Raw genomic sequence first — 20,689 nt, 5'->3', positions numbered from 1 at the left:
ATAAGGGGAATAACTGATGAAAGCTGAAAGATTAATTAAGATTCTGCTTCTTTTGCAACATGGCGAAATTATATCCACACGGGAGATGGCTGAGGAACTTGTGGTTTCCGAAAGAACGGTCCATAGAGACATGGAATCATTAAGTGCAGCCGGAATCCCCGTTTATGCGGAAAGAGGAAAAGCAGGAGGATGGAAGCTTGTCGATAACTGGAAGCAAAGACTGAGCTGGTTGAAGGAAAAAGAAATGCTTTCGCTATTCTTGCCTCATGCTGAAAAAATCATGAATGACTTAAACATGGATATTTCCTCAAAGGACATCAGGGATAAGCTCATGTTGTCCTTGCCAGAAGGAGCCAAGCAAAGTGCAGTGAATCTCTGGGAAAGAATATATGTCGATATGGGTACGTGGAAGAACAGCACTAATGAAATGAATCCTGCAATGAAAGTAATGAAAGAAGCGGTTATGAACAATAAAAAAGTAACCATTTCTTACAAAAAAGCCAATGGAGAAATAAGAGATTCCATAGTCAAACCACTTGGGTTAGTGGCCAAATCAAGTAATTGGTATGTGATAGCGTTGAACCAGCAAGATGAATTTCGCAGCTATAAAGTCACCCGAATCATAGAGGGTGAAATAATGGATGAAGATTTTAACAGGCCATCTGATTTCAAACTATCAGACCATTGGGAGCAATCAAAAAAACAATTCATGCAAAGTCTGCCAGAGTTTCAAGTGAAGGTGAACGTTTCTCCTTTTGCCCATCAAAGAATTAAGTTTACTGGACGCTTCGTGCAGGCAGAATATGAGGGGATGACTACAGAAAATGGATGGACAGAACTGGGTTTGATCTTCAACACCGAAGAAGAAGCTGTTAACTACATAGTCGGTTTTGGGAACCAGGTAAGAATTCTTTCTCCATTGGATTTAATTGATAAAGTAACAGACCGAGCAAAGGAAATTATTGATCTATATAGATGATCAGGATCGAGGTGTGTAATAAATCAGAAGGGGCATCTTTTATAATTAACATATAAGACATGGAGGGTGAAACATGAATGAATATGGAACACTGCATGAGTCAAACGGCCGCTATGCTTTAAGGTTTGAGCGTTCCTTTCCTTATCAACGAGAAGAAGTTTTCCGTGTAATCACGACTCCCAGTGACTTCTCTCAATGGTACCCTTTCGCGACAGGAGAGATGGACCTGAGACCAGGTGGGAAGATTGCCATGGATGACGGAGAAGGATCGACATATGAAGCGGTCATAACGGAATTAAAGAAACCCCATACCTTCGAATTCCGTGAAATGGACGATTTGCTGCAAGTTTCCCTACTAGAAGAGGATGTAGGATGCCAAATGATCTTCACACACATTTTTGACGGTAAGGAAATGGCGATGTATGTCGCTGCAGGATGGCACAGATGTTTGGATGCCCTTGGCCAGATTGTCAACGGGCAACCGGTGGAATGGCAAGACAACGCAGTTGAGTTAAGAGAATATTATAAAGAGGCCTTTGACTCCCATTGATAGAGAAGAGACGCCTGGACTTTGAAATGCAGGCGTCTCGTTTGCCACTTCTAATGTTTTTTCTTCATTTCAATTCACTATATCCCTCATTCGCAACTCCGATGATGGCCCCAAGCGTTTTCCCTTTGAAATCATCAGGCACAGACTCGCCTGTCGGGTTGCTGTAATAATAACCATCTACCTCATCATTGTAGGAAAATCCGAGGTCCCTCAGTTTGTTTTTCAATTGTTGCGGAAGCTCGGTAAGCCCTGTCTGTTCCTTGAAATATTCTGTCGGATACACCCATACATCCACATCGGTGAACCCTGTATGGACGACAAACAAATCACGTTCATATTGGGAAATCCACTGTTCTTTAGAAAAAAGCGATACACCGGAGCCTTCAAGGTTGGCGATGCCCTCCAAGTTGATACCGAAGACTTCATTGATCATCCGGCGCATGTCCGCCCCATCCATTTGCCCTTCGAAACCAGCCCAATACAAATCCATGATTTCTTTCTTGCTCAAGCTCATAAGAGTGGCCACGGACACATCTGCTTTTAAACCCTTTTCCACTTTTTCAAAAACATGATCTGAATAGGCGCTCGTTTGTTTACCTGCTCCAAGTTCCGAAATGGTATTCAAATCAATACCGTACACTTGACTTACAATGTCACGGATCTCCTCAGGTTTCACTTTTTTACCGGTGCGATTCAAGTAATTGTCCATCACTTCCACCTTATTCATTTTGTCAATTGTAAGCAAAGCTTCTGAGAAAGGGAGCGGACCGCGTGTCTCTTTTCGTAAAGTCTTGAACACACCCGCCACTATCCTCTCTGGATATTTCAGATTTTCCGCTTGACCAAGTTCATACTTCCAACTCTTCGCCTCTGCTTGGTCAGGTGCAACCGTAAAAGAAGAACCTGCACCGACAATGGAAAAGGCAGTAATTAGGACAAGCGGTTTATTCAACTTTTTCATAAGTGATTCCATGATTCACCCTCCATATTGATTGGTCGATGCAGGACTCTGAACGCAAGCGCTGATAGTTAATGGAACCACGTTCAAGGCTGTTTCTTCTTTCTATAATATAACTGATTCTGTCGAATAATGGAAAGATGAACAATCCGACAATTCCCCTCTTATCTTCTTAAGCCCATGAAGACTTTCCCGCCCATGGCCAACTCAAGCTATTCCCTTTTCTAATAAAACAACCACCAAAAGGTTACCGAGCGATTAGACAGCCTTACGCTTTCGGACAATTAAGAAACCGAACAGCGTCAAAACCAGGAGACCGGAGACTACAGCCACGATGATATTTCGGACGTTCGGGACGGCTACTTCCACCATCGCCTCTGTTTCACCAGCTGTATCGATATCCCACTGTAGCTTTTTGCCATCTGTCCGATCGGCATTATGATCCTTTGGTGAGATCGGCAAATCGAGCGTGAAAGTGAGGTCCATCTGATTGGCCACCAGCTGCTGCATACCTCCTAATAACCCCGTCCGTTCAAGGTCGATTTCTCCCTTTACTTTATAAGTTGTAAAAAAGAGACCACTGGAAGTCTCCATCTCTATAGGCGATCCTCCGCTTGAGGCTGCTGCCCCCATTTCACTAAGGCCGGCTGTGACAGGGAGTACCTCCATGTCTCGTACGTCGTCAAAAGTTTTTTCCGCGACAAAACCGACATGGCCATCCTCTTCATACGGTTCGATGGTATATCCCCGGGACTCGAGTTCATTATTGACAGAGTCGACCATTCCTTCGCCGCGGCCTCCGATTTGTTCATAAGCCTCTTCTTCTATCCCGACAGTAATGGTACTCTCCCCACTGCCGTCCTTGTTGATTTTCAACGCGTAATCGCCTTGCACACAGCCAGTCAGTATAAAAATGAAAGCAATACAGATCAAGAGCCTGGTGATTTTCATATGTAACTCTCCTTATTGAGTAAAAAATGGGATGGTGTCTTTTCCAATATATTACCATTGGATAAATTATATCACGGGACAGTATGATTCATGATGCCCGGGAAATTATAAATACAGGAGGGATTCAGATGAGTGAACAACAAATCTTGACAATCGAAGAATTCAACCAATTGCTGCAGTTATGGAGTGGTAAAACTGTCAAAGTAACGAAAAATGAACTTCGTGACGAGGACACCATCATCATGAATATAGAAGAAATATCATACTCCACTGACACAAGAAGAATCGATGAGTATGAACCGATGCATTCTTTGTACCTGCATGGAAGAGGACGACTTGCGACCGAACCGCAGAACGCACAGCCACTCCCTTCACCTTATTATGAAATACCTCTCGAAGACTCGACACAGTACCAATTTCAAAATGAAAAATTTTCCCTGCTCACAGATCGCGGTTCCTATACGATCGAATTGATGGACTAAAAAACAGGTCATTTACAAAACTTTTTGTAGATGACCACTTTAATAACAACAAAAAACAGGGCCTCTCCTCCCTGTCTCAAAAATGTTAAAACTTATATCCGAATACCGCTACATCTACTGCATCAATGCCGCCTCCAACATCAGCTTCAGCTTTAATCGCAAGACCTGTTCCGGGAACGTCATATGTTTTGGTAAACTGTTCACCAGGAGAAACGGTGATGGTATCCAACATTAAAAAACTGACCTGATCGATTTTCATAATCAGCTTAAAGGTGACGGGGCCTTCTGACACCACGCGATTTCCACCAAATACCCTGATTGTATAAAAAGGACTCACATTTATGCCGTCCGGGTATGATTTTGTCACATCCACCCACTTTCCAGCGCGAATGGTTTGTCCGCCAGGGTCTGTGTGGAAGATCAGGTTATTACCACGGGAGATTGTACGAGACATGGAAGTTCCTCCTCTCCTGCTCATGGTTATATCTTATGAGGGGATGGTCGGAATAGGAAGAAAAAATTCATAAGCGTTTCAAATATCACTTCACCCTCCCATAAAGCTCTTTTACACGGAAAAAGGGTTTAGCTGCCTTTCTATTCGTGAACGGGACTTGGGAGGGATTTAGGACTCAAATAGAAAAGCTTCTCTCACTCCCATGAGCGTAATGATAATGACCCAGCTTTAAGAAATTCTCACTCGATAATTTTAAAAACCCGCAAAAGGGACCGACAGGTGAATTTTCGACAAAGTTGCGTATATGTTGACAAACATCAGATTTTATATAATAATAGCTACTGGATTAGAATTATTATAAACAGTTGCGCAAAAGAGCGTAGCTGATCAACAAACACTACAGGAGGAATTTTATTATGTCTCTAATCGGAAAAGAAGTACAACCATTCCAGGCAAAAGCATTCAAAGATGGTGAAGATTTCATCGATGTAACAGAAGAAAATTTCAAAGGCCAGTGGAGCATTGTTTGCTTCTACCCGGCAGACTTTTCTTTCGTATGCCCGACTGAGCTTGAAGACCTTCAAAATAACTATGAAACTTTAAAAGACCTTGGTGCTGAAGTTTACTCTGTTTCTACAGATACGCACTTCGTACACAAAGGCTGGCACGACAGCTCTGAAAAAATCAACAAAATCAAATATCCGATGATTGGTGACCCATCCCAGCAGCTATCCCGTCAATTCGACGTATTGAACGAAGAAGACGGCCTTGCTGATCGTGGTACTTTCGTCATCGATCCAGACGGCGTCATCCAAACAGTAGAAATCAACGCAGGCGGAATCGGCCGCGATGCAGATAACCTTGTCGGTAAAATCAAAGCCGCACAATATGTACGCAACAATCCAGGCGAAGTTTGCCCTGCGAAATGGGAAGAAGGCGAAGAAACACTTACGCCAAGCCTTGATTTAGTTGGTAAAATTTAAGGAGTGAAACAAATATGGTTCTCGATGCACAAATAAAAGCGCAACTAGAAGAATATCTTAAGCTTTTAGAAGGTGACATCGAGTTGAAAGTCAGCGCGGGAGACGATGACGTCTCCCGCGACATGCTGGCTCTCACCGATGAGCTTGCCTCCATGTCACCGAAAATCACTGTACAAAATAAAGAACTGAACCGCACACCAAGCTTCAGCGTGAACCGTCCTCAAGAGACTACAGGCATTACTTTTGCTGGTGTTCCGCTTGGTCATGAATTCACTTCCCTAGTCCTTGCTTTATTGCAGGTAAGCGGACGCGCTCCGAAAGTCGATCAAACGATGATCGAGCAGATCCAAAACATCAGTGGGGAGTATCATTTCGAGACCTATGTCAGTCTAAGCTGCCATAACTGCCCGGATGTCGTCCAGGCTCTGAATATCATGAGTGTGTTGAACCCTGGCATCAGCCACACGATGATTGACGGTGCTGCTTTTAAAGAGGAAGCGGAAAACAACAATGTCATGGCGGTTCCATCTGTCTACCTTAATGGAGAATTCTTCAATGGCGGTCGCACAACCCTTGAAGAAATCGTCGCGAAAATCAGTGACGGACCGGATCCAGAGGAATTCACAAACCGTGATCCTTATGACATCCTCGTTGTCGGCGGCGGACCTGCTGGTGCGAGTGCCGCGATTTATGCCGCACGTAAAGGCATCCGTACCGGAATCGTAGCGGAACGTTTCGGCGGTCAGGTCCTTGATACGATGACGATTGAGAACTTCATCAGTGTCAAAAACACCGAAGGCCCGAAATTCGCAACAAGCCTTGAAGAGCACGTGAAGGACTATGAGATCGATATCATGAACCTCCAGCGTGTCAAAGGATTAGAAAAGAATGATGGCATGTTCGAAGTAGAACTCGACAATGGCGGCGTCCTGAAAAGTAAGAGTGCAATCATCTCGACAGGCGCACGCTGGCGTCAAATCGGCGTCCCAGGCGAGGAAGAGTTCAAGAACAAAGGTGTCGCCTACTGCCCACACTGTGACGGTCCATTGTTCGAAGGTAAAGATGTCGCTGTCATCGGTGGCGGGAACTCCGGCGTCGAAGCAGCCATCGATCTTGCTGGAATCGTGCAAAATGTCACTGTGCTCGAATTTGCTGACACATTGAAAGCAGACGATGTGCTGCAAGAACGTCTGAACAGTCTTCCGAACGTGACAGTCAAAACAAATGCCCAGACGACTGAGATCACCGGTGAAGACAACGTCAATGGCATCACGTACATCGATCGTGCATCAGGGCAGGAGCAGCATATCGGGCTTGAAGGTGTCTTCGTCCAAATCGGGCTTGTACCGAATACCGAATGGTTAGACGAAGACGTTGAGACCAACAAAATCGGTGAAATTATAACCGATAAAAAAGGCTCCACGAATGTCCCTGGCTTGTTTGCAGCCGGAGATGTGACAGACAGCCCGCACAATCAGATCATTATTTCTATGGGTGATGGTGCGAATGCTTCACTTGGTGCGTTTGATTACTTGATTCGCAACTGATAGGTTGAGAGATTAAGATAAATCCCGGAGTTGGTTGAACCAACTCCGGGATTTTTATGCCTATCATCGGCAATTATTAAGCAGGACCTCTAAGGCCCTGCTTTTTCTTATATATCCGCATGTGTAAAAATGTCATGATCATCGGTGCTTGGGGATGAATATTCCGCCGTGACAGCCCCCGCTTCTCCGGCCTGGAACCAGTGCCGTGTATTCGGCGGGATTGTGTACTGGTCACCTGCTGTAAGGACAACTTCATGGGCAGCGGTGAAATAATCGCGGTCCTGGTCCGGCGGCTGCGTTTTAGGATGTTTCGTTGTCTCTCCTTCTACATACAGGTAGACCGTCCCGAATTTCACTCGAAATGTTTCTTCCTTGCCGGGATCTCCGTCGGTCACCGGAGGATGATAATGCTCCGGACAAGTCTGACGCGGGAATAACACCCATTCTTTCGCACAGTAGCGATCTGTATTGATATAGACAAATAGCTGAAGTCCCAGCTCATCCAACCGATTGAGTCCAAAATCATTCACCTCGATCGACTGGATTTCATCATCACTCAGGATGACATCTGCCTTTTGAAAGTATTCATTGACTTTACGCTGGACATCCCGGTCGGCCAATCCATTAATATTCACACTAATCCTCCTCCCTGTCTACGATGTCATAATCTGACCGCCATTGACATGAATACACTGGCCAGTCATATAAGAACCTTCTTTGGAGGCTAACTCTGATGGTTGTCCCGGACGGTTCATAGGCGTGTCGGTTCCAAATTCGCCCACCTTCTCTCCATCAAAAGTAGAAGGGATAAGTGGTGTCCAAATTGGGCCTGGAGCCACCATATTAACACGTATTCCTTTTTCCACGAGATTGGCTGCCATGCTCCGGGTAAAGCCGACAATCGCTCCTTTTGTTGCCGTATAGTCAATGAGTGCGGGATTTCCTTTATAAGGGTTGACGGAAGTGGTATTGATGATTGAATTCCCTTCCTTTAAATGCGGAAGCGCGAATTTAGTTAAATGAAAAATCGAGTAGATGTTCGTTTTAAACGTCTTATCCCACTGTTCAAAGGAAATATCCTGAAGATCCTCAGTCGGATATTGAACCGCTGAATTGTTCACCAAAATATCGAGTTGACCGAAGTGATCCACAGTCTTTTCAATCAGCTCCCTACAAGTTTCTTCCTCGGTTATATCTCCTGGAATCAAGTAACATTTCACGCCTTCCTGCTCGACCCACTCCCTCGTCTGTTCTGCATCATTTTCTTCTCCCTCTACATAGTTGATCGCCACATGCGCGCCTTCCTTCGCATAAGCGATGGCAACGGCACGGCCAATTCCGCTGTCTCCGCCTGTAATCAAAGCAACTTGATCAAGCAGCTTATCGCTCCCTTTGTAATCGAGCGGTTGTACGGGAAGAGGATCCATTTCAGATTCTATCCCCGGCTGGCGTGCTTGCGTCTGTTCCGGCTGACCGCCGACCTGTCTTTTATGAATATCCATCGCACATTCTCCTTTATCTTTGATCTTTTAGTCCATGTAAGGAAAATACCTTTCCTTTACTATTTATAAACACTTGTAAACGGATGCATGGAAAATTTCGGTGAAAAGTACCGTTTTTAAATAAACCATCTACGTTTAATACCAACACATAAAGATTCAATTGAAGGTTTTACAGAAACTTTAATAAATTTCTCAAAAAAGTGATCCAATGATCACTTTTTTTCGATAGCTGTACAGGAAAAGTAAACAAACAAAATTTTTTCAAAGGAGAGTGTCACATGAAACAAATGAAAAGAATTCTAGTAACCTTCATGGCCCTCGTACTTCTCGTCCCATCATTAGCCATGGCAAACGACAGTGCAACCGTGAAGACGCCGGCAGCAGACTTGAGATCATCGTTGGATCAGCTCTTATCGGAACACTTTGTACTGGCGACTACCTATATGATGAAATCGTATGAAGACGCACCAGATGCAGATGAAGTCTGGGATAAGCTTGACCAGAATGCTGCCGATATGACCCCGGCCATCGCTTCTGTATACGGCGAAGAAGCGGCTGCGCAATTCGAGGATATTTTCCGTGTTCATAACGACTACGCTGATGGCTTTGTGGAAGCAGCGAAAAGTGATGATCCGGAAGCCCGTAAGAAGGCTGAAGCGGAAGTAGACGAATTTGTAAATGAGTTCGGAAGCTTTTTGGCTACAGCAACAGAAGGCAACCTTTCTGAAGAAGCAGCTAAAGAAGTTCTAGCTGCCCATGAACAAGATGTCTTAAGCGTTTTTGATCACTATGTAAATGAAGAATACGAAAAAGCTTATACGTCATTCCGTGAAGGATTCAACCGCATGTTCGGTATTAGTAAAGCTCTATCCACTGCGATTGTGACACAAATGCCAGATGAATTCGCCCAAACCAAAGCCGATTCAAAAGCAGCGGATTTGCGCTCCAATCTAAATGCACTAGCCTCTGAGCACTTTGCCCTCGCTACACTGGAGATGCAGAAAGGCTTCAACCAGGCAGATGACTATGACTTTGTGACATGGGCAGAAAACCAGCATACAGGTGATTTTAAAACGGCTATCGCTTCCATTTATGGCGACGAAGGTGCTGAACAGTTTGAGAAAGTTTGGCAGCAGGATCACATTAATGCACAATCGAATCTTGTAACAGCAACCCTTGAAGAAGATGAAGAAGCAAGAAAAATGGCTGAACAGAGCCTGCAAATGTTTGCTGAAGATTTCGGTGCTTTCCTAGGAACTGCAACGGAAGGCAACCTTTCCGAGGAAGACGCGACCGCAGCCATTTGGGCTCATGAAGAAGATGTTCTGCAGACATTCAATCATTATGTAGAGGGAGATTATTCAGCAACTTATGATTCTTTCCGTGAAGGATATGGATTCATGTTCGGCATTGGAGAAACATTAGGCGATGCGATCGTCAAACAAAAGCCGGATCAATTCGGTGGAGAAATGATGCCGGAAGCTATGCCTGATACAGGTATGGGCGGTACAAGTGATCAAGGTGTAACAGCTTGGATGTGGATCGCCTTTGGTATCCTTGCTGCTGCCTCAGCAGGTTTGGTTTATCGTAAAAAAGTGAACCAGTAAATTAAAGACGGAAGAGGAGAGAATACTCTCTCTTCTTCTTTTCTATCAAAAGAGGTGATGAGCGATGAAGCTGGATTGGAAGTTATACTTTACAGTGCTGGGCATAGCTGCCTTACTCATGGTGGCTTATGAAATGAATGCTTTCGCTCTGTGGTCCGACTCTGAATCCAACCCTGACGTTGTTCGGGTGGAAAATGCAGAACAATATGCGTCTGAACTATCAGCTTCTTCAGATGATAAAAAAGAGATATTAGATGGCGAATTCACCGTGCTGAACAACAGCCAGTCTTTAAAATCTGGAGATGTCATCAAAAATGAGGAACAAGCAGATACAGGGATCGTCCCTACCCATATCAAAATCCCATCGATTGAAGTGGACGCACCTCTTGGAGCAGTCGGCGTTTTAGATAACGGTGAGATGGGAGTGCCGGAATCCCCTCAAAAAGCCGGGTGGTTCGAGCCTGGCACACAGCCTGGGAATGTAGGCAACGCAGTCATCGCCGGCCATGTGGACAGCCGTACAGGACCTGCTGTTTTTTATGATTTGAAGAAGCTGAAAAAAGGCGATGAGATAACGGTGAAGAACGATGAAGGGGAAGCGAAAACTTACGTCGTAGAAAAGTTGGAAAGTTATCCGATGGAGGAATCTCCAATCACACAGATTTTTGGGAAAACCGATGAAAAACGCCTGAATTTGATTACCTGTACCGGAGAGTTCGTACGTGACCGCGGCGGCCACCAGGATCGTCTTGTGGTTTACTCTACGCTGAAAGAACCCGTCCCAGAAAAAGAAGAAATAGATGCGCCCGCAAACGTAAGTGTCCAAGGCACGTTTATAACCTGGCACGCCGTCCGCGAAGATTATGTGGCTGGTTATCGTGTATACCGCAGCAAGGACGGAGAATCATTTGAAAAAGTAGCGAGTATTTCACGCCATGAACGAAAATCCTATGCCGATCCAGAAGCTTCTGAGTTTCAATATTATGTAACGACCGTAGGGGAAAGCGGCCAAGAATCGGAGCCCTCTCCTATTGCTGAAGAATAGCTCGGCAAAAGAGACTGGGACAAAATGATAACTGCCACTGGAAAAGACGAACAATAGCGTAGAATGAATCAAATGGAGCGTAGGCAACATACGCAGACTCCTGCGGGAACAGCACGAGGCGAAGACCCCGGAAGAAAGCGGTCTTTGCTTTCTGAGGAGGCTGAGGCCGTGCCCACGGAAAGCGTAGTATGTTGCCGGAGCGAAGTATGCATTAATTGATTCATAAAGAAAAAATTCTTTTGTCCCAGCCTTTTCTTTTTTTATAGACAAAGAGAGCCGCTGAGTTGTATAACCTATTGGAATAGATGATGGAGCAATCGATCCTTATCCTCAAAGAACTGCTTCATTGTCCTGTAATGGTCCGTATCTTCTAAGTTCGTCTCCTTCATTCCCTCTTCACTCAATTGGATGATTTTCGAGCTTGGATAGGCCATGATAATCGGGGAGTGAGTAGAGATTATGAACTGGGAACCTTCCTCAACCAGTTCATGAATCCTGGAAAGCATAGACATCTGCCTTAAAGGGGATAAGGCTGCTTCCGGCTCATCCAGAATATATAAACCATTCCCTTGAAAACGGTTCGTAAATGCAGCGAAAAAAGATTCGCCATGAGACTGCTTATGTAATGATTGGCCACCGTATGAATCGATGATCTTCGGCCCTGATGAACCATCTTCATCTAATTCCTCAATGTTCGTCGCTAGATTATAATACGTCTCAGCCCTGAAGAAAAAATGATCTTCAGGTTTATACACGCCCTTAGCCAACCGTAAATATTGATCTAAGATCGAATGGGAATCATAATTGGAAAAATTGAAATTGAGTGTGCCTCCCTCAGGATTGAACCCGTATTTTATAGCAATCCCCTCCAGGAGAGTGGATTTTCCCATGCCGTTCTCTCCAACAATATAGGTGACATTAGGATGAAAGAACAATTCCGTGAAATTTCTAATTACAGGCAAGTGGAAAGGGAAAGACCCATATGAATTTATATTTTCTGATTTCAAATCAAGGCTTTTAATGTATTGATTGTCCTTATTCAACATGTATTTTCAACCTCCCCCTCCCATTCCTATCTTTAAGAACTCTATATGAAAGTGCATAAGGTTTATTGCTACTTCCGCCAAAAACTCGTATGGTCTGCTTTATCCTGAATATTAAAGGCGATGATTTTCTCAAGCAACTCGTAATTCACCGGCTCGTTCCACTTAATCCGAAACAACCCTTTGGTAGAACTGTAGCCAGCTTGCTTAATGTCCTCAGCAAAATGTGTCATAGCTGCCGGTTCAGGTGCAAAGCTCATATGATGCTTGGCATGGTCAATCCCGATAATGAACGTGCCGTGATCGGTGAACATTGGCGTATTCCACTTGATTTGTGTTTCTAAATTCGGGAATTCATCCGTAATCCACGCAAAGATTTCCTCTGCACGGTCGCGATGGTCAGGATGATCGATACCTGCTAAATATTCTGAAAAAACTCCCATGTATTTCCCTCCTTGAATGTATTCCTATTATGAACGATTCTATATCAATTATATCATTTACCGATCAAAAAGCAGTTTCAAGAAAATGTAGTAACCATACTGAATTATTATGTAGATCTGTTTCCTTTCTTAAAGTTTTCCATAGAATGATCTGATCATGTTTCCTGTTCCTAAGCCACCATACCGGAAGCAAAGTCACCGAACCTGCTAAACATCTGATGAAAACGGTGATCCAGACACCATAGACACCATATGACCTGATTAAATATTCAATAAAGACAAAAGATGAACCCAAAATTAAGCTGAGCCCAATCAAAGCGCAATATAATTTCAATTTTCTTTCCCCTTATAAACGACTTGTTTATAGTGTCATAGAAAGTCATTTATATTACCTTAAAAAAATTGCTAAGTAATTCGTCAGGGAGAATGGAAATGAGTTAGATTTCTTTATTTCTGAATTGGGAGGGAGGCTTTCCTACAGCTTTTTTAAAAACAACGGAAAAATGTGAAGGGCTGTTAAAGCCGACATTCAGGGAAATTGCAGTAATAGAATGGTCTGTGGTTTTGATCAGACGTTGCGCTTCCTCTATTCTTTTCTTTCGAACGTATTGCGTAGGTGATATTCCAACTTTCCTTGAGAAAACCCTCAATAAATAAAATTCATTTACGTGAATGCTTTGCGCGATATTTTTTAGATTTAAGTCTTCTTTAAAATGAATGTTGATAAAACTTATTGCTTTATCAACCATTTCTTCTTGAAGTGGCAAAAATTTTTGAAGGTCAGGTCGACAGCGCTTGCATGGACGATACCCGTTCTTGATAGGATCGGTTTTATTTAGAAAGATCCTTACGTTCTGTTTTTTAGGAAGTTTCGATTTGCATGACGGCCTGCAAAAAATACGGGTTGATTTTACGGCATAATAGAATTCGTCATCAAAATTTACGTCACAGTTTTGTATAGCATTCCAGTACTCCTCGTTCAAAATGAATCACCTCTTCAATCAGTTTATCATACAGTTTTCATTGATTATCATTAAAGAAATTAGATAGCAATAATACCAAAGTCATCGACCATATCCCTCGTTATACTTACTATTAAAGAACGAAAAGGGAGTGTAATTATGGAGGTTTTTAAAGCATATTACCATTCTCCATTAGGAACTATGGAGATAAGAAGTACAAATCGCGGTTTAATAAGCATAAAGTTTGTTGATGAAATTGATAGCAATAATCCCAATGAACATATCTTATCTTGCATTCATCAACTGAAAGAGTATTTCAAGGGAATAAGAACGTCTTTTACCTTAGAGCTCTCTCTAGACTTAAGTAAATTTCAAAAGAAAGTACTGGACAGTTTGTTTGATATACCTCACGGGACGGTCATGAATTATTCTGCTTTAGCAAAGGCTATAGGACAGCCTGATGCTGTGAGGGCAGTTGCAAAGGCTGTTGGCAATAATCCTTTGGCGATTGTAATTCCTTGCCATCGTGTTATTGGTAAAAACGGAGAATTAAGAGGTTATGCCTGGGGGAAGTGGAGAAAAGAAGAATTACTTAAACATGAGTGTTAAATAGCTTGCTTTTCTGAAGCCATTCTTCAGGTACAGGAGGGGCTTATTTAATAACACACTAAGGAAAAGGGTAGACTCTAAACATTTTAAAATCTACCCTTTTATTAATAAATCATTGTGATTTAATCACGCTACTTCCATTAATAGATTCACGATGGTTTTATGAAAAGAACGGGGTTAACATACGGAATCAATGCATAGAAATGGAGTCTGGGCTGACTGATAAACATGAATGATCGCTCTTTCCAATGAAACCTTACACCTCATTCGTTCGTATGACAGGTGAAAGGAGGGGCACATTTGGAGATATTTATGTTTATTGTTCTCTTTGCTCCATTTTTGCTTATTGGATATTTCGCCTATAAATCTTCGGGGTACCAGAAGGGCAATATCGTATTTCACTTGGATGAATGGTACAAAGATTATGATAAATATGTAAAGGCTATTGAGATAGAATTGCATCGGAGAGGAAAAGAAGCAAAATACAATGGAAATTATCATTTTGAAATTGATGGAAAAATTTATATCTTACATCCTCAAGTTGTCACGACCGCTCGCGTTCCGTCTCAACGCACAGTACTTAAACCCAAGAATGATTGAATAATGCGGGGAGCTTTTTATACAGGGAGGGATACTGCTATACCTTAGATTTAGTCAACATCAGCTTCCTGCTTCTATCGTCTTTTTTTCGTAAATGGATTTATAAAAATCATAAACTTCTTCATATGTCTCAGGTTTACCATTTTCAACTTTGAATGCTACATCTGTAGACCCCCCATCTTCAAAATTCACTGCCATTCCCTTACCATCACTAGTTAATTGCAGAAATAAAGTAGAATACTTATTGTTTTTATTTTGGATAACAATATCAAGCAATTCTCCTTCACTGGAATATCTATTCATTTCCTTCTTCCATTCACTTATCCGATCTTTTTTGATCTTCTTTAATTTAATATTTTCAACGATTGATATGAACTCTTTTACTTTCGTTTCACGACTGGTTTTTGCTTCTTCATTTGCATTGAAAACCTGGGAATCATCTCTTATATCTATAATTCCTATCGGCTTTTGTTTCTCAATGAAAGTCTTTAGTTCATACTGCTTATCTTCCTTGTTTTCACATCCTGTCACCAAAATGCCAAGAGTCATTATTAAAAAGAATCTAATAAACATAACTATCACCCTTTCATATACTAAACACTTGTATATTGAACCCTCTCACAACACAAACCTATTTCAAAAATATCACTGGACTTTTATAGCCATTCTGCACAGTTCAACTGAATCCCTCCTAATCTGCTCTAACGACCATTCCATTCTCAATGTTCAAAACTCCATAGATATCCAAAAAAGAGCTCTCCCTCTAAAGGAAGAGCTCTCTCTTAAAACAGACTAGGATTAATCATTTCTGGTATATAGAACGCGATACTAGGGATGAAAGCAACGATAAGAAGGACGACTACAACCACCGTGATATACGGCATCACGGATTTGAAAGACTTCTCAATGGGAAGCTTCCCAATTTTCGCAGCCAGCAATAAACAGAGTCCATACGGCGGGGTTACCAGTCCCACTGCCAACGTCATAATGGTAATGATTCCAAGTAAGATCGGACTGATGTCAAACGTTATCGCAACAGGCAGGACGACCGGAATGAACAGAATCATAGCAGGGATGGCATCCATGAATGTCCCTACAAAAAGGAAAAAGGCGATGATAATCAACAAGAAGACCCATTTGCTGCTAATGTTATTAGCAAAGAATTGTTCCGCCCAAAGGGACAATTGGTAGTAACTCATCAATTCACCAAGGGCATTAGCCGCAGCCAAGGCGAACAAGGATAAAGAACTTAGTGTCAATGTATCTACAAAAACCTTGGGGAAATCCTTCAGCTTCAACGTTTTATAGTAAAACATACCGATAATGACTGTATAAATAGAAGCAAACGCAGCCGCTTCTGTAGCTGTAAAGATTCCTGTAATAATCCCGCCAATCAGAATCACCGGAGTCATTAACGCCGGTATCGTATTCAAAAACTGTTTCAGGAAGTTGGACATAGAAGCTCTTTGATAGGTTGGATAGTCGCGTTTCAACGCTAAGAAATAAACAATTACCATCATACTTAAACCGATAAGAATACCTGGAATGATTCCAACAAGGAAAAGTGCTCCTACGGAAACATTTGTCAGTCCAGCATAGATGATCATCGGAATACTCGGCGGAATGATTACCCCGATGGTGGAAGATGCAGCCGTAACTCCGACAGCTGTACCGGTATCATATCCCTGCTTCTTCATATTTGGGATTAAAATTTTTCCGACACCTGCTGTATCAGCCTGGGAAGCCCCGGAAACTCCGGCAAACAGCATCGATACAAGAATATTAGCATGCGCAAGGCCGCCCCGAATATGACCGACGAGTGATAACGAAAAGTCGATCAATTTCTGGGAGATTTGTCCCCTGTTCATCAAATTCGCTGCCAGAATGAATAAAGGCACAGCTAACAGAACAAATGAATCAAGGCCGTTCAGCATTTTGACCGGCACTGTAACTTCTGGGATATATGGAACATTGATAATACCGATCATTGCAACAATCCCAATGACAAAAGCAATTGGAATACCGATGATCATCAATAAAATGAATAGAAAAACTAATAGTGGACCGATCATTCTGCAACCTCCCTTGTGTTGAAGCTTTTAACGTTTCGCAGAATATGTGCAAGTGTGTAAATGAACATGGTCGCTCCCATAATCGGTACGGAAATCCATACATATCCCATCTTCATAAACTCCAGTGAGACCCACTCGTATGCCCAAAAGTTTTGGACAGCCTGAATTCCGTAATAAAAGATGGCGAAACTGAAGGCTAGTAAAATCACATCATTGATAAGATATAGACTGTTCTTGCCCTTTCCTTTTAACTTCTTCAATAGGAAGTCAAACTGGAAGTGTTCCCTTCTGTTCAGCATGACAGCTGCTCCCATGAAAACAGACCATATAAACGAATAAGTTGCTACTTCCTCTGTCCAAATAGCTGAAACACCTGTGAAACGTGTCATGACCTGTATAATAATCGTGACGAAAAAAGTGACGAGAAACAGGACCCCAATTGTTAACTGAATTCGTTCAAGCCATTTAATCACTGATGAAACCTCCTTATTCAAGAAGTGAAAAGGGAAGGGCACCATTGAGATGCCCCAAGCCTCCGCTTCTCTTACTTCATTTCATTAATTTTATTCAATAGATCTTGAGCTCCGATTTCTTTTGCACGTTCCTCTAAAAGTGGTTTGGCAAGGTCAATAAATGGCTGGCGGTCTATTTCGTTTACTACTGCCCCATCATCGATAGCCTGTTGCTTGTATTTTTCTTCCTGCTTATTCACTGCTTCGCGTTCTTTTTGAACAGAGGCTTCTGCCGCTTTCATAATCGCATCCTTCTGTTCATCTGAATAGTTTTCGAATTTCTTGCCATTGATCAGTAAGAAACGAGTGGTGTAGTCGTGTGCTGTTTCTGTCACATATTTTCCGTTATCTGTCTTATGGTGGTTTTCCTGAACGAAGTACGGGTAAGAGTTTTCGGAGGCATCAACAACACCCTGCTGAAGTCCCTGGTATAATTCTCCCCAGGCAACAGAAGTCGGTACGGCTCCCGTCTGTTCCCAATAGTCAGCGATTGCCCCAGAAGTTTGGGTACGGAATTTCAAACCTTCAAGATCTTCCATAGAATTCAAAGGTTTCTTGCCATAATAGTGACGAACGCCTGCCGACCAGTATCCAAGGAGCTTGAAGTCATTATTTGATTTTTCGTTAATGATGCTTTCCATCTCTTCTCCCACTTCTCCATCTACAACGCTTTCCCAGTGCTCATAGCTATCGAATACATAAGGAAGTGCAAAAAGGTCAATTTCATCTATTCCTGTTTTGGTCATGAACCCAGGCGATACTAACACAACATCAGCCGCTCCGAGTTTCAACTTCTCGACAAGTTCAGACTCACTTGTTCCTAAAGTGCCTGCGTGCACTTCAACTTCAATATTAGCATCAGATTTCTCTGCAGATTCTTTAAATGCTTCCATGCCAATTTGATAAGGGTTGTCGGGGGACGTCTGATTGTGGGCGGCGATGATTTTCAGTTTCCCATCTCCAGACGCTCCACTTGCTTCTTCATCTCCACTGCACCCTGCCAACGCGAATACACCCGCAAACATCATAACTAACAAAAGTGATAAAGACTTTTTCATCATGTATTCCTCCTTTAATTTGATTGAATCCGCTTACAATTAATAGAAAACCTTCCCGTTAATAGCTTCTGAATTCTCCATGTACGCCTTAGCCAAATGTGGCAAATCATTTAAATTTGCCTCTCCAGCCGGTTCGTGCCCTGTCCCCCTATTCCAAATTTGCGTGACGATTCGCCATTTGTTCATGGGTCTTCCCTTCTTGTTGATTAACCGCGTGGATAATCACTGCATCCAGTACCAGGTGTACGGATTGATCAAATTGATTGCCAAGCGGCTGAATTGTTTCAGGTTCCTCTGCCAGCCGCTTTTTTGTTGCTGCGGGAATAACCAGTGTACAGTCACTAACTTCAGCGATTGTTGATTGCAGGTTGGTAGTAACAGCTGCTACCACCGCACCAGCTTCTTTAGCTTTTAAAGCGAATTGGTGCAAGGACTTGGTAGAACCTGAGCCAGAAACCACAACCAGCAAATCTCCTCCTTCAATACTTGGGGTGATGGTTTCGCCTGTCACATAAACGGTAAACCCGGCATGCATGAGTCTCATGGCGAATGCCTTGCCCATAAACCCCGAACGTCCTTCTCCTGAAACGAATATTCTTTGAGCAGAAAGGAGCTGATTAGCAAGTTCTACTGCTTCGTGTTCTTTTACATTGGAAAGCACGTGCTGAATTTCTTCACTGACGGTTTGAATGGTTTGCTTCATGGTTCATCATCATTCCTTTCATTTCTGAGGCGGCCCCATGGCGGTCTGTATTCTTCGTAATACCACTGCCCACTATTAAAGTGTCCGGTCGGTTATCCAGTATGGAAGGAAGAGAGTCTAAATTAATCCCTCCGGCAACGGCAATATCGAAGTGGGGATGATTCTTTACAAGTGAAAACAAATCCTCCTCGGCCATCTCTCCCGATGCCTGCATGTCTTTTCCAAAGTGAAGGCTGACAAGACCAACTCCTAAGCCGGATAGTTCCTGAATCCTAGTCTCCTCTTTAACTCCGAGCAAGTCGACCATGATTCTCCCTTGATAATTTTCAGCCACTTTTAACGTGTCTTTAATCGTCTGATCCGCGGAGAATGCCATCACGGTTGTGATATCCGCTCCCGCTTCGAATGCTTGTGCAGCTTCATGTTTTCCTGCATCGCATGTTTTCATATCGGCAACCAGGGTCATATGTGGGAACGCTTTCTTTATATCCCTGATAATCTGCATACCATACTCCTTAATAACTCCTGTCCCCACTTCAATCCAGTCGATGAATTCCTTCGTGTCCTCGATAGCTTGGAAGCAATCCTTTTCAGACATTCGATCTAAAGCAAGCTGTAAATTCATCTTCTTCCCTACCTTTCGACGTACTCTTTTTCTCCAAGCTGAATATGTACCTCATCCAGTTCAGGGAGCCCTTCATTATCTCCATAAACACTAACGACCATCGATCCAATCGTATTTGCAAAATTCAGCGTTCTATCTAATGACCAGCCTTGAAGCACCCCATAAATAAATCCGGCATCAAAACCATCTCCCGCACCAACTGTATCTACTACCTTTTTCGGCAGGCGCGGGGGCATCGTCATGGATATTCCCCCCATATAGCCAAAGGCTCCCTTCTCTCCCTGCTTGATCGCAACGGTCGAAATACCATAACGTTCACAGGCGGCTACAATCTGATCTGGTTGACTGACACCGAAAAGAAGTTCTGCTTCCTCTACTCCGGTCAAGATAATGTCTACATATGGGAGGAGCTGTGACAACGACTGTCTCGCTTTTTCCCTACCCCAAAGCTTTAAACGAATATTGGGATCAAACGATACGAGTGCGCCATGGTCTTTGGCAATCGTTACGGCCCGTTTCAGCAGCCTTAGGTTCTTCTCTGGATCTATGGCTGCGAAAACACCAGTAATGTGTAGGATTTTCGTTTGCCTTATCGCGTCGACATCCAGTGTTTGTTCAGTTAAAGTTTTTGTTGGTGAATCAGCTCGGTAATAGAAGGTGCTTCCGCTTCCATCTTCGCGTATTTCCTTGAAGTTAAGAGAGGTTGGATAACCGTCCACTAGCTTGACAGCGGAAACATCGATTCCTTCTCCTCTGGCAAAATTCCGAATGAATTTGCCGAATTCATCCTTGCCTAATCGACTGATCCAACCAGTATCGAGACCAAGGCGGGCACAGCCTATGGCAAAATTAAACTCGGCCCCTCCTGCTTTTCTTTCAAATGAGTGAACATTCCTTAGTGGACCATTTGTTGTTGGATCAAAGGTGATCATCGCATCACCAATAGTTATGATATCCTTCATTCTTCTTCCCCCTTAACTTTTGTCTGGGCCGGTAGTGTCTTC

The 20,689-nt window shown here is 43.0% G+C and carries 24 protein-coding genes; 9 read left to right on the top strand and 15 right to left on the bottom strand.

Annotated features, from left to right (window positions below; all coding sequences use genetic code 11):
* Nucleotides 1-16: 16 nt before the first annotated feature.
* Together HLI_RS12575 and HLI_RS12570 are read left to right on the top strand one after the other, a co-directional pair.
* A complete protein-coding gene (locus tag HLI_RS12575) occupies nt 17-979 on the top strand; it encodes a helix-turn-helix transcriptional regulator (protein WP_128525280.1) in 963 nt (320 codons plus the stop codon).
* A 73-nt stretch (nt 980-1,052) separates the two neighbouring features.
* Nucleotides 1,053-1,529, top strand: coding sequence for an SRPBCC family protein (locus tag HLI_RS12570; protein WP_128525279.1), 477 nt, complete (start codon nt 1,053-1,055; stop codon nt 1,527-1,529).
* A gap of 64 nt (nt 1,530-1,593) precedes the next feature.
* On the opposite strand, the gene HLI_RS12565 is transcribed toward HLI_RS12570, so the two are convergent.
* Nucleotides 1,594-2,502, bottom strand: a complete 909-nt coding sequence (locus tag HLI_RS12565) for a hypothetical protein (RefSeq protein WP_128525278.1) — start codon at nt 2,500-2,502, stop codon at nt 1,594-1,596.
* A gap of 243 nt (nt 2,503-2,745) precedes the next feature.
* On the bottom strand, nt 2,746-3,438 hold the full coding sequence (locus HLI_RS12560; protein ID WP_128525277.1) for an LppM family (lipo)protein: 693 nt from the start codon (nt 3,436-3,438) through the stop codon (nt 2,746-2,748).
* Nucleotides 3,439-3,566: 128 nt separating this feature from the next.
* Here HLI_RS12560 and HLI_RS12555 point away from each other — a divergent pair, with 128 nt between their 5' ends.
* The gene (locus HLI_RS12555) at nt 3,567-3,920 is read left to right on the top strand and encodes a protein YmzB (RefSeq protein ID WP_128525276.1); all 354 of its coding nucleotides are present in this window, start codon (nt 3,567-3,569) and stop codon (nt 3,918-3,920) included.
* Between the two features lie 85 nt (nt 3,921-4,005).
* Here HLI_RS12555 and HLI_RS12550 read toward each other — a convergent pair whose 3' ends face one another.
* Nucleotides 4,006-4,374 (bottom strand): hypothetical protein, encoded by a 369-nt coding sequence (locus tag HLI_RS12550; RefSeq protein WP_128525275.1) that lies wholly within the window; start codon nt 4,372-4,374, stop codon nt 4,006-4,008.
* Between the two features lie 416 nt (nt 4,375-4,790).
* Here HLI_RS12550 and ahpC point away from each other — a divergent pair, with 416 nt between their 5' ends.
* Nucleotides 4,791-5,357 carry an alkyl hydroperoxide reductase subunit C gene (gene ahpC / locus HLI_RS12545; protein WP_128525274.1) on the top strand — a complete coding sequence of 189 codons (567 nt, stop codon included), beginning with the start codon at nt 4,791-4,793 and terminating at the stop codon, nt 5,355-5,357.
* A gap of 14 nt (nt 5,358-5,371) precedes the next feature.
* A complete protein-coding gene (gene ahpF, locus HLI_RS12540) occupies nt 5,372-6,904 on the top strand; it encodes an alkyl hydroperoxide reductase subunit F (RefSeq protein ID WP_128525273.1) in 1,533 nt (510 codons plus the stop codon).
* Nucleotides 6,905-7,011: 107 nt separating this feature from the next.
* Here the strand turns inward: ahpF and HLI_RS12535 are convergent, their stop codons facing one another.
* Nucleotides 7,012-7,533 (bottom strand): D-lyxose/D-mannose family sugar isomerase, encoded by a 522-nt coding sequence (locus tag HLI_RS12535; protein ID WP_241656003.1) that lies wholly within the window; start codon nt 7,531-7,533, stop codon nt 7,012-7,014.
* Between the two features lie 24 nt (nt 7,534-7,557).
* Nucleotides 7,558-8,406, bottom strand: a complete 849-nt coding sequence (locus HLI_RS12530; protein WP_128525272.1) for an SDR family oxidoreductase — start codon at nt 8,404-8,406, stop codon at nt 7,558-7,560.
* Between the two features lie 278 nt (nt 8,407-8,684).
* On the opposite strand from HLI_RS12530, the gene HLI_RS12525 reads away from it, so the two are divergent.
* Together HLI_RS12525 and HLI_RS12520 are read left to right on the top strand one after the other, a co-directional pair.
* Nucleotides 8,685-10,013 carry a copper amine oxidase gene (locus tag HLI_RS12525; protein ID WP_128525271.1) on the top strand — a complete coding sequence of 443 codons (1,329 nt, stop codon included), beginning with the start codon at nt 8,685-8,687 and terminating at the stop codon, nt 10,011-10,013.
* A gap of 64 nt (nt 10,014-10,077) precedes the next feature.
* On the top strand, nt 10,078-11,058 hold the full coding sequence (locus HLI_RS12520; RefSeq protein ID WP_128525270.1) for a class F sortase: 981 nt from the start codon (nt 10,078-10,080) through the stop codon (nt 11,056-11,058).
* Between the two features lie 293 nt (nt 11,059-11,351).
* Here the strand turns inward: HLI_RS12520 and HLI_RS12515 are convergent, their stop codons facing one another.
* The 3 genes from HLI_RS12515 to HLI_RS12505 form a co-directional block, all read right to left on the bottom strand.
* Nucleotides 11,352-12,104 (bottom strand): AAA family ATPase, encoded by a 753-nt coding sequence (locus HLI_RS12515; RefSeq protein WP_128525269.1) that lies wholly within the window; start codon nt 12,102-12,104, stop codon nt 11,352-11,354.
* A 68-nt stretch (nt 12,105-12,172) separates the two neighbouring features.
* On the bottom strand, nt 12,173-12,544 hold the full coding sequence (locus HLI_RS12510; RefSeq protein ID WP_128525268.1) for an iron chaperone: 372 nt from the start codon (nt 12,542-12,544) through the stop codon (nt 12,173-12,175).
* Nucleotides 12,545-12,981: 437 nt separating this feature from the next.
* Complete coding sequence (locus HLI_RS12505; RefSeq protein ID WP_128525267.1) at nt 12,982-13,527, bottom strand: bifunctional transcriptional activator/DNA repair enzyme AdaA; 546 nt, start codon at nt 13,525-13,527, stop codon at nt 12,982-12,984.
* A gap of 138 nt (nt 13,528-13,665) precedes the next feature.
* Between HLI_RS12505 and HLI_RS12500 the strand changes: the two genes are divergently transcribed.
* Both HLI_RS12500 and HLI_RS12495 read left to right on the top strand, forming a co-directional pair.
* The gene (locus tag HLI_RS12500; RefSeq protein ID WP_128525266.1) at nt 13,666-14,115 is read left to right on the top strand and encodes a methylated-DNA--[protein]-cysteine S-methyltransferase; all 450 of its coding nucleotides are present in this window, start codon (nt 13,666-13,668) and stop codon (nt 14,113-14,115) included.
* Between the two features lie 300 nt (nt 14,116-14,415).
* Nucleotides 14,416-14,715, top strand: a complete 300-nt coding sequence (locus HLI_RS12495; protein WP_128525265.1) for a hypothetical protein — start codon at nt 14,416-14,418, stop codon at nt 14,713-14,715.
* Nucleotides 14,716-14,775: 60 nt separating this feature from the next.
* On the opposite strand, the gene HLI_RS12490 is transcribed toward HLI_RS12495, so the two are convergent.
* The 7 genes from HLI_RS12490 to HLI_RS12460 all read right to left on the bottom strand — a co-directional run bounded on the left by HLI_RS12490 (nt 14,776) and on the right by HLI_RS12460 (nt 20,647).
* A complete protein-coding gene (locus HLI_RS12490) occupies nt 14,776-15,288 on the bottom strand; it encodes a hypothetical protein (protein WP_128525264.1) in 513 nt (170 codons plus the stop codon).
* 209 nt (nt 15,289-15,497) lie between these two features.
* The gene (locus tag HLI_RS12485; RefSeq protein ID WP_206659613.1) at nt 15,498-16,787 is read right to left on the bottom strand and encodes a TRAP transporter large permease; all 1,290 of its coding nucleotides are present in this window, start codon (nt 16,785-16,787) and stop codon (nt 15,498-15,500) included.
* Nucleotides 16,784-17,260 carry a TRAP transporter small permease gene (locus HLI_RS12480; RefSeq protein WP_128525263.1) on the bottom strand — a complete coding sequence of 159 codons (477 nt, stop codon included), beginning with the start codon at nt 17,258-17,260 and terminating at the stop codon, nt 16,784-16,786. The genes HLI_RS12485 and HLI_RS12480 overlap by 4 nt, the downstream gene beginning before the upstream one ends.
* A gap of 71 nt (nt 17,261-17,331) precedes the next feature.
* Nucleotides 17,332-18,357, bottom strand: a complete 1,026-nt coding sequence (locus tag HLI_RS12475) for a TRAP transporter substrate-binding protein (RefSeq protein WP_128525262.1) — start codon at nt 18,355-18,357, stop codon at nt 17,332-17,334.
* 148 nt (nt 18,358-18,505) lie between these two features.
* Complete coding sequence (hxlB, locus tag HLI_RS12470; protein WP_128525261.1) at nt 18,506-19,060, bottom strand: 6-phospho-3-hexuloisomerase; 555 nt, start codon at nt 19,058-19,060, stop codon at nt 18,506-18,508.
* Nucleotides 19,032-19,685: a 3-hexulose-6-phosphate synthase gene (gene hxlA, locus HLI_RS12465; protein ID WP_128525260.1), complete on the bottom strand. Its 654-nt coding sequence runs from the start codon at nt 19,683-19,685 to the stop codon at nt 19,032-19,034. The genes hxlB and hxlA overlap by 29 nt, the downstream gene beginning before the upstream one ends.
* Nucleotides 19,686-19,693: 8 nt before the next feature.
* A complete protein-coding gene (locus HLI_RS12460; protein WP_128525259.1) occupies nt 19,694-20,647 on the bottom strand; it encodes a sugar kinase in 954 nt (317 codons plus the stop codon).
* Between the last annotated feature and the right edge of the window lie 42 nt (nt 20,648-20,689).

Origin of the sequence: Halobacillus litoralis (assembly GCF_004101865.1) — a bacterium.
GTDB classification, from domain to species: domain Bacteria; phylum Bacillota; class Bacilli; order Bacillales; family Halobacillaceae; genus Halobacillus; species Halobacillus litoralis_A.
Note: the sequence above shows the minus strand (reverse complement) of the source record. Positions and strands in the feature narration are given on the sequence as shown.

Bases quoted from the DNA above. Each gene is read 5' to 3' on its own strand.
- HLI_RS12575 (WP_128525280.1), top strand. From the start codon at position 17: ATGAAAGCTGAAAGATTAATTAAGATTCTGCTTCTTTTGCAACATGGC.
- HLI_RS12570 (WP_128525279.1), top strand. From the start codon at position 1,053: ATGAATGAATATGGAACACTGCATGAGTCAAACGGCCGCTATGCTTTA.
- HLI_RS12565 (WP_128525278.1), bottom strand. From the start codon at position 2,502: ATGGAATCACTTATGAAAAAGTTGAATAAACCGCTTGTCCTAATTACT.
- HLI_RS12560 (WP_128525277.1), bottom strand. From the start codon at position 3,438: ATGAAAATCACCAGGCTCTTGATCTGTATTGCTTTCATTTTTATACTG.
- HLI_RS12555 (WP_128525276.1), top strand. From the start codon at position 3,567: ATGAGTGAACAACAAATCTTGACAATCGAAGAATTCAACCAATTGCTG.
- HLI_RS12550 (WP_128525275.1), bottom strand. From the start codon at position 4,374: ATGTCTCGTACAATCTCCCGTGGTAATAACCTGATCTTCCACACAGAC.
- ahpC (WP_128525274.1), top strand. From the start codon at position 4,791: ATGTCTCTAATCGGAAAAGAAGTACAACCATTCCAGGCAAAAGCATTC.
- ahpF (WP_128525273.1), top strand. From the start codon at position 5,372: ATGGTTCTCGATGCACAAATAAAAGCGCAACTAGAAGAATATCTTAAG.
- HLI_RS12530 (WP_128525272.1), bottom strand. From the start codon at position 8,406: ATGGATATTCATAAAAGACAGGTCGGCGGTCAGCCGGAACAGACGCAA.
- HLI_RS12525 (WP_128525271.1), top strand. From the start codon at position 8,685: ATGAAACAAATGAAAAGAATTCTAGTAACCTTCATGGCCCTCGTACTT.
- HLI_RS12520 (WP_128525270.1), top strand. From the start codon at position 10,078: ATGAAGCTGGATTGGAAGTTATACTTTACAGTGCTGGGCATAGCTGCC.
- HLI_RS12515 (WP_128525269.1), bottom strand. From the start codon at position 12,104: ATGTTGAATAAGGACAATCAATACATTAAAAGCCTTGATTTGAAATCA.
- HLI_RS12510 (WP_128525268.1), bottom strand. From the start codon at position 12,544: ATGGGAGTTTTTTCAGAATATTTAGCAGGTATCGATCATCCTGACCAT.
- HLI_RS12500 (WP_128525266.1), top strand. From the start codon at position 13,666: ATGGAGGTTTTTAAAGCATATTACCATTCTCCATTAGGAACTATGGAG.
- HLI_RS12490 (WP_128525264.1), bottom strand. From the start codon at position 15,288: ATGTTTATTAGATTCTTTTTAATAATGACTCTTGGCATTTTGGTGACA.
- HLI_RS12485 (WP_206659613.1), bottom strand. From the start codon at position 16,787: ATGATCGGTCCACTATTAGTTTTTCTATTCATTTTATTGATGATCATC.
- HLI_RS12475 (WP_128525262.1), bottom strand. From the start codon at position 18,357: ATGAAAAAGTCTTTATCACTTTTGTTAGTTATGATGTTTGCGGGTGTA.
- hxlB (WP_128525261.1), bottom strand. From the start codon at position 19,060: ATGAAGCAAACCATTCAAACCGTCAGTGAAGAAATTCAGCACGTGCTT.
- hxlA (WP_128525260.1), bottom strand. From the start codon at position 19,685: ATGAATTTACAGCTTGCTTTAGATCGAATGTCTGAAAAGGATTGCTTC.
- HLI_RS12460 (WP_128525259.1), bottom strand. From the start codon at position 20,647: ATGAAGGATATCATAACTATTGGTGATGCGATGATCACCTTTGATCCA.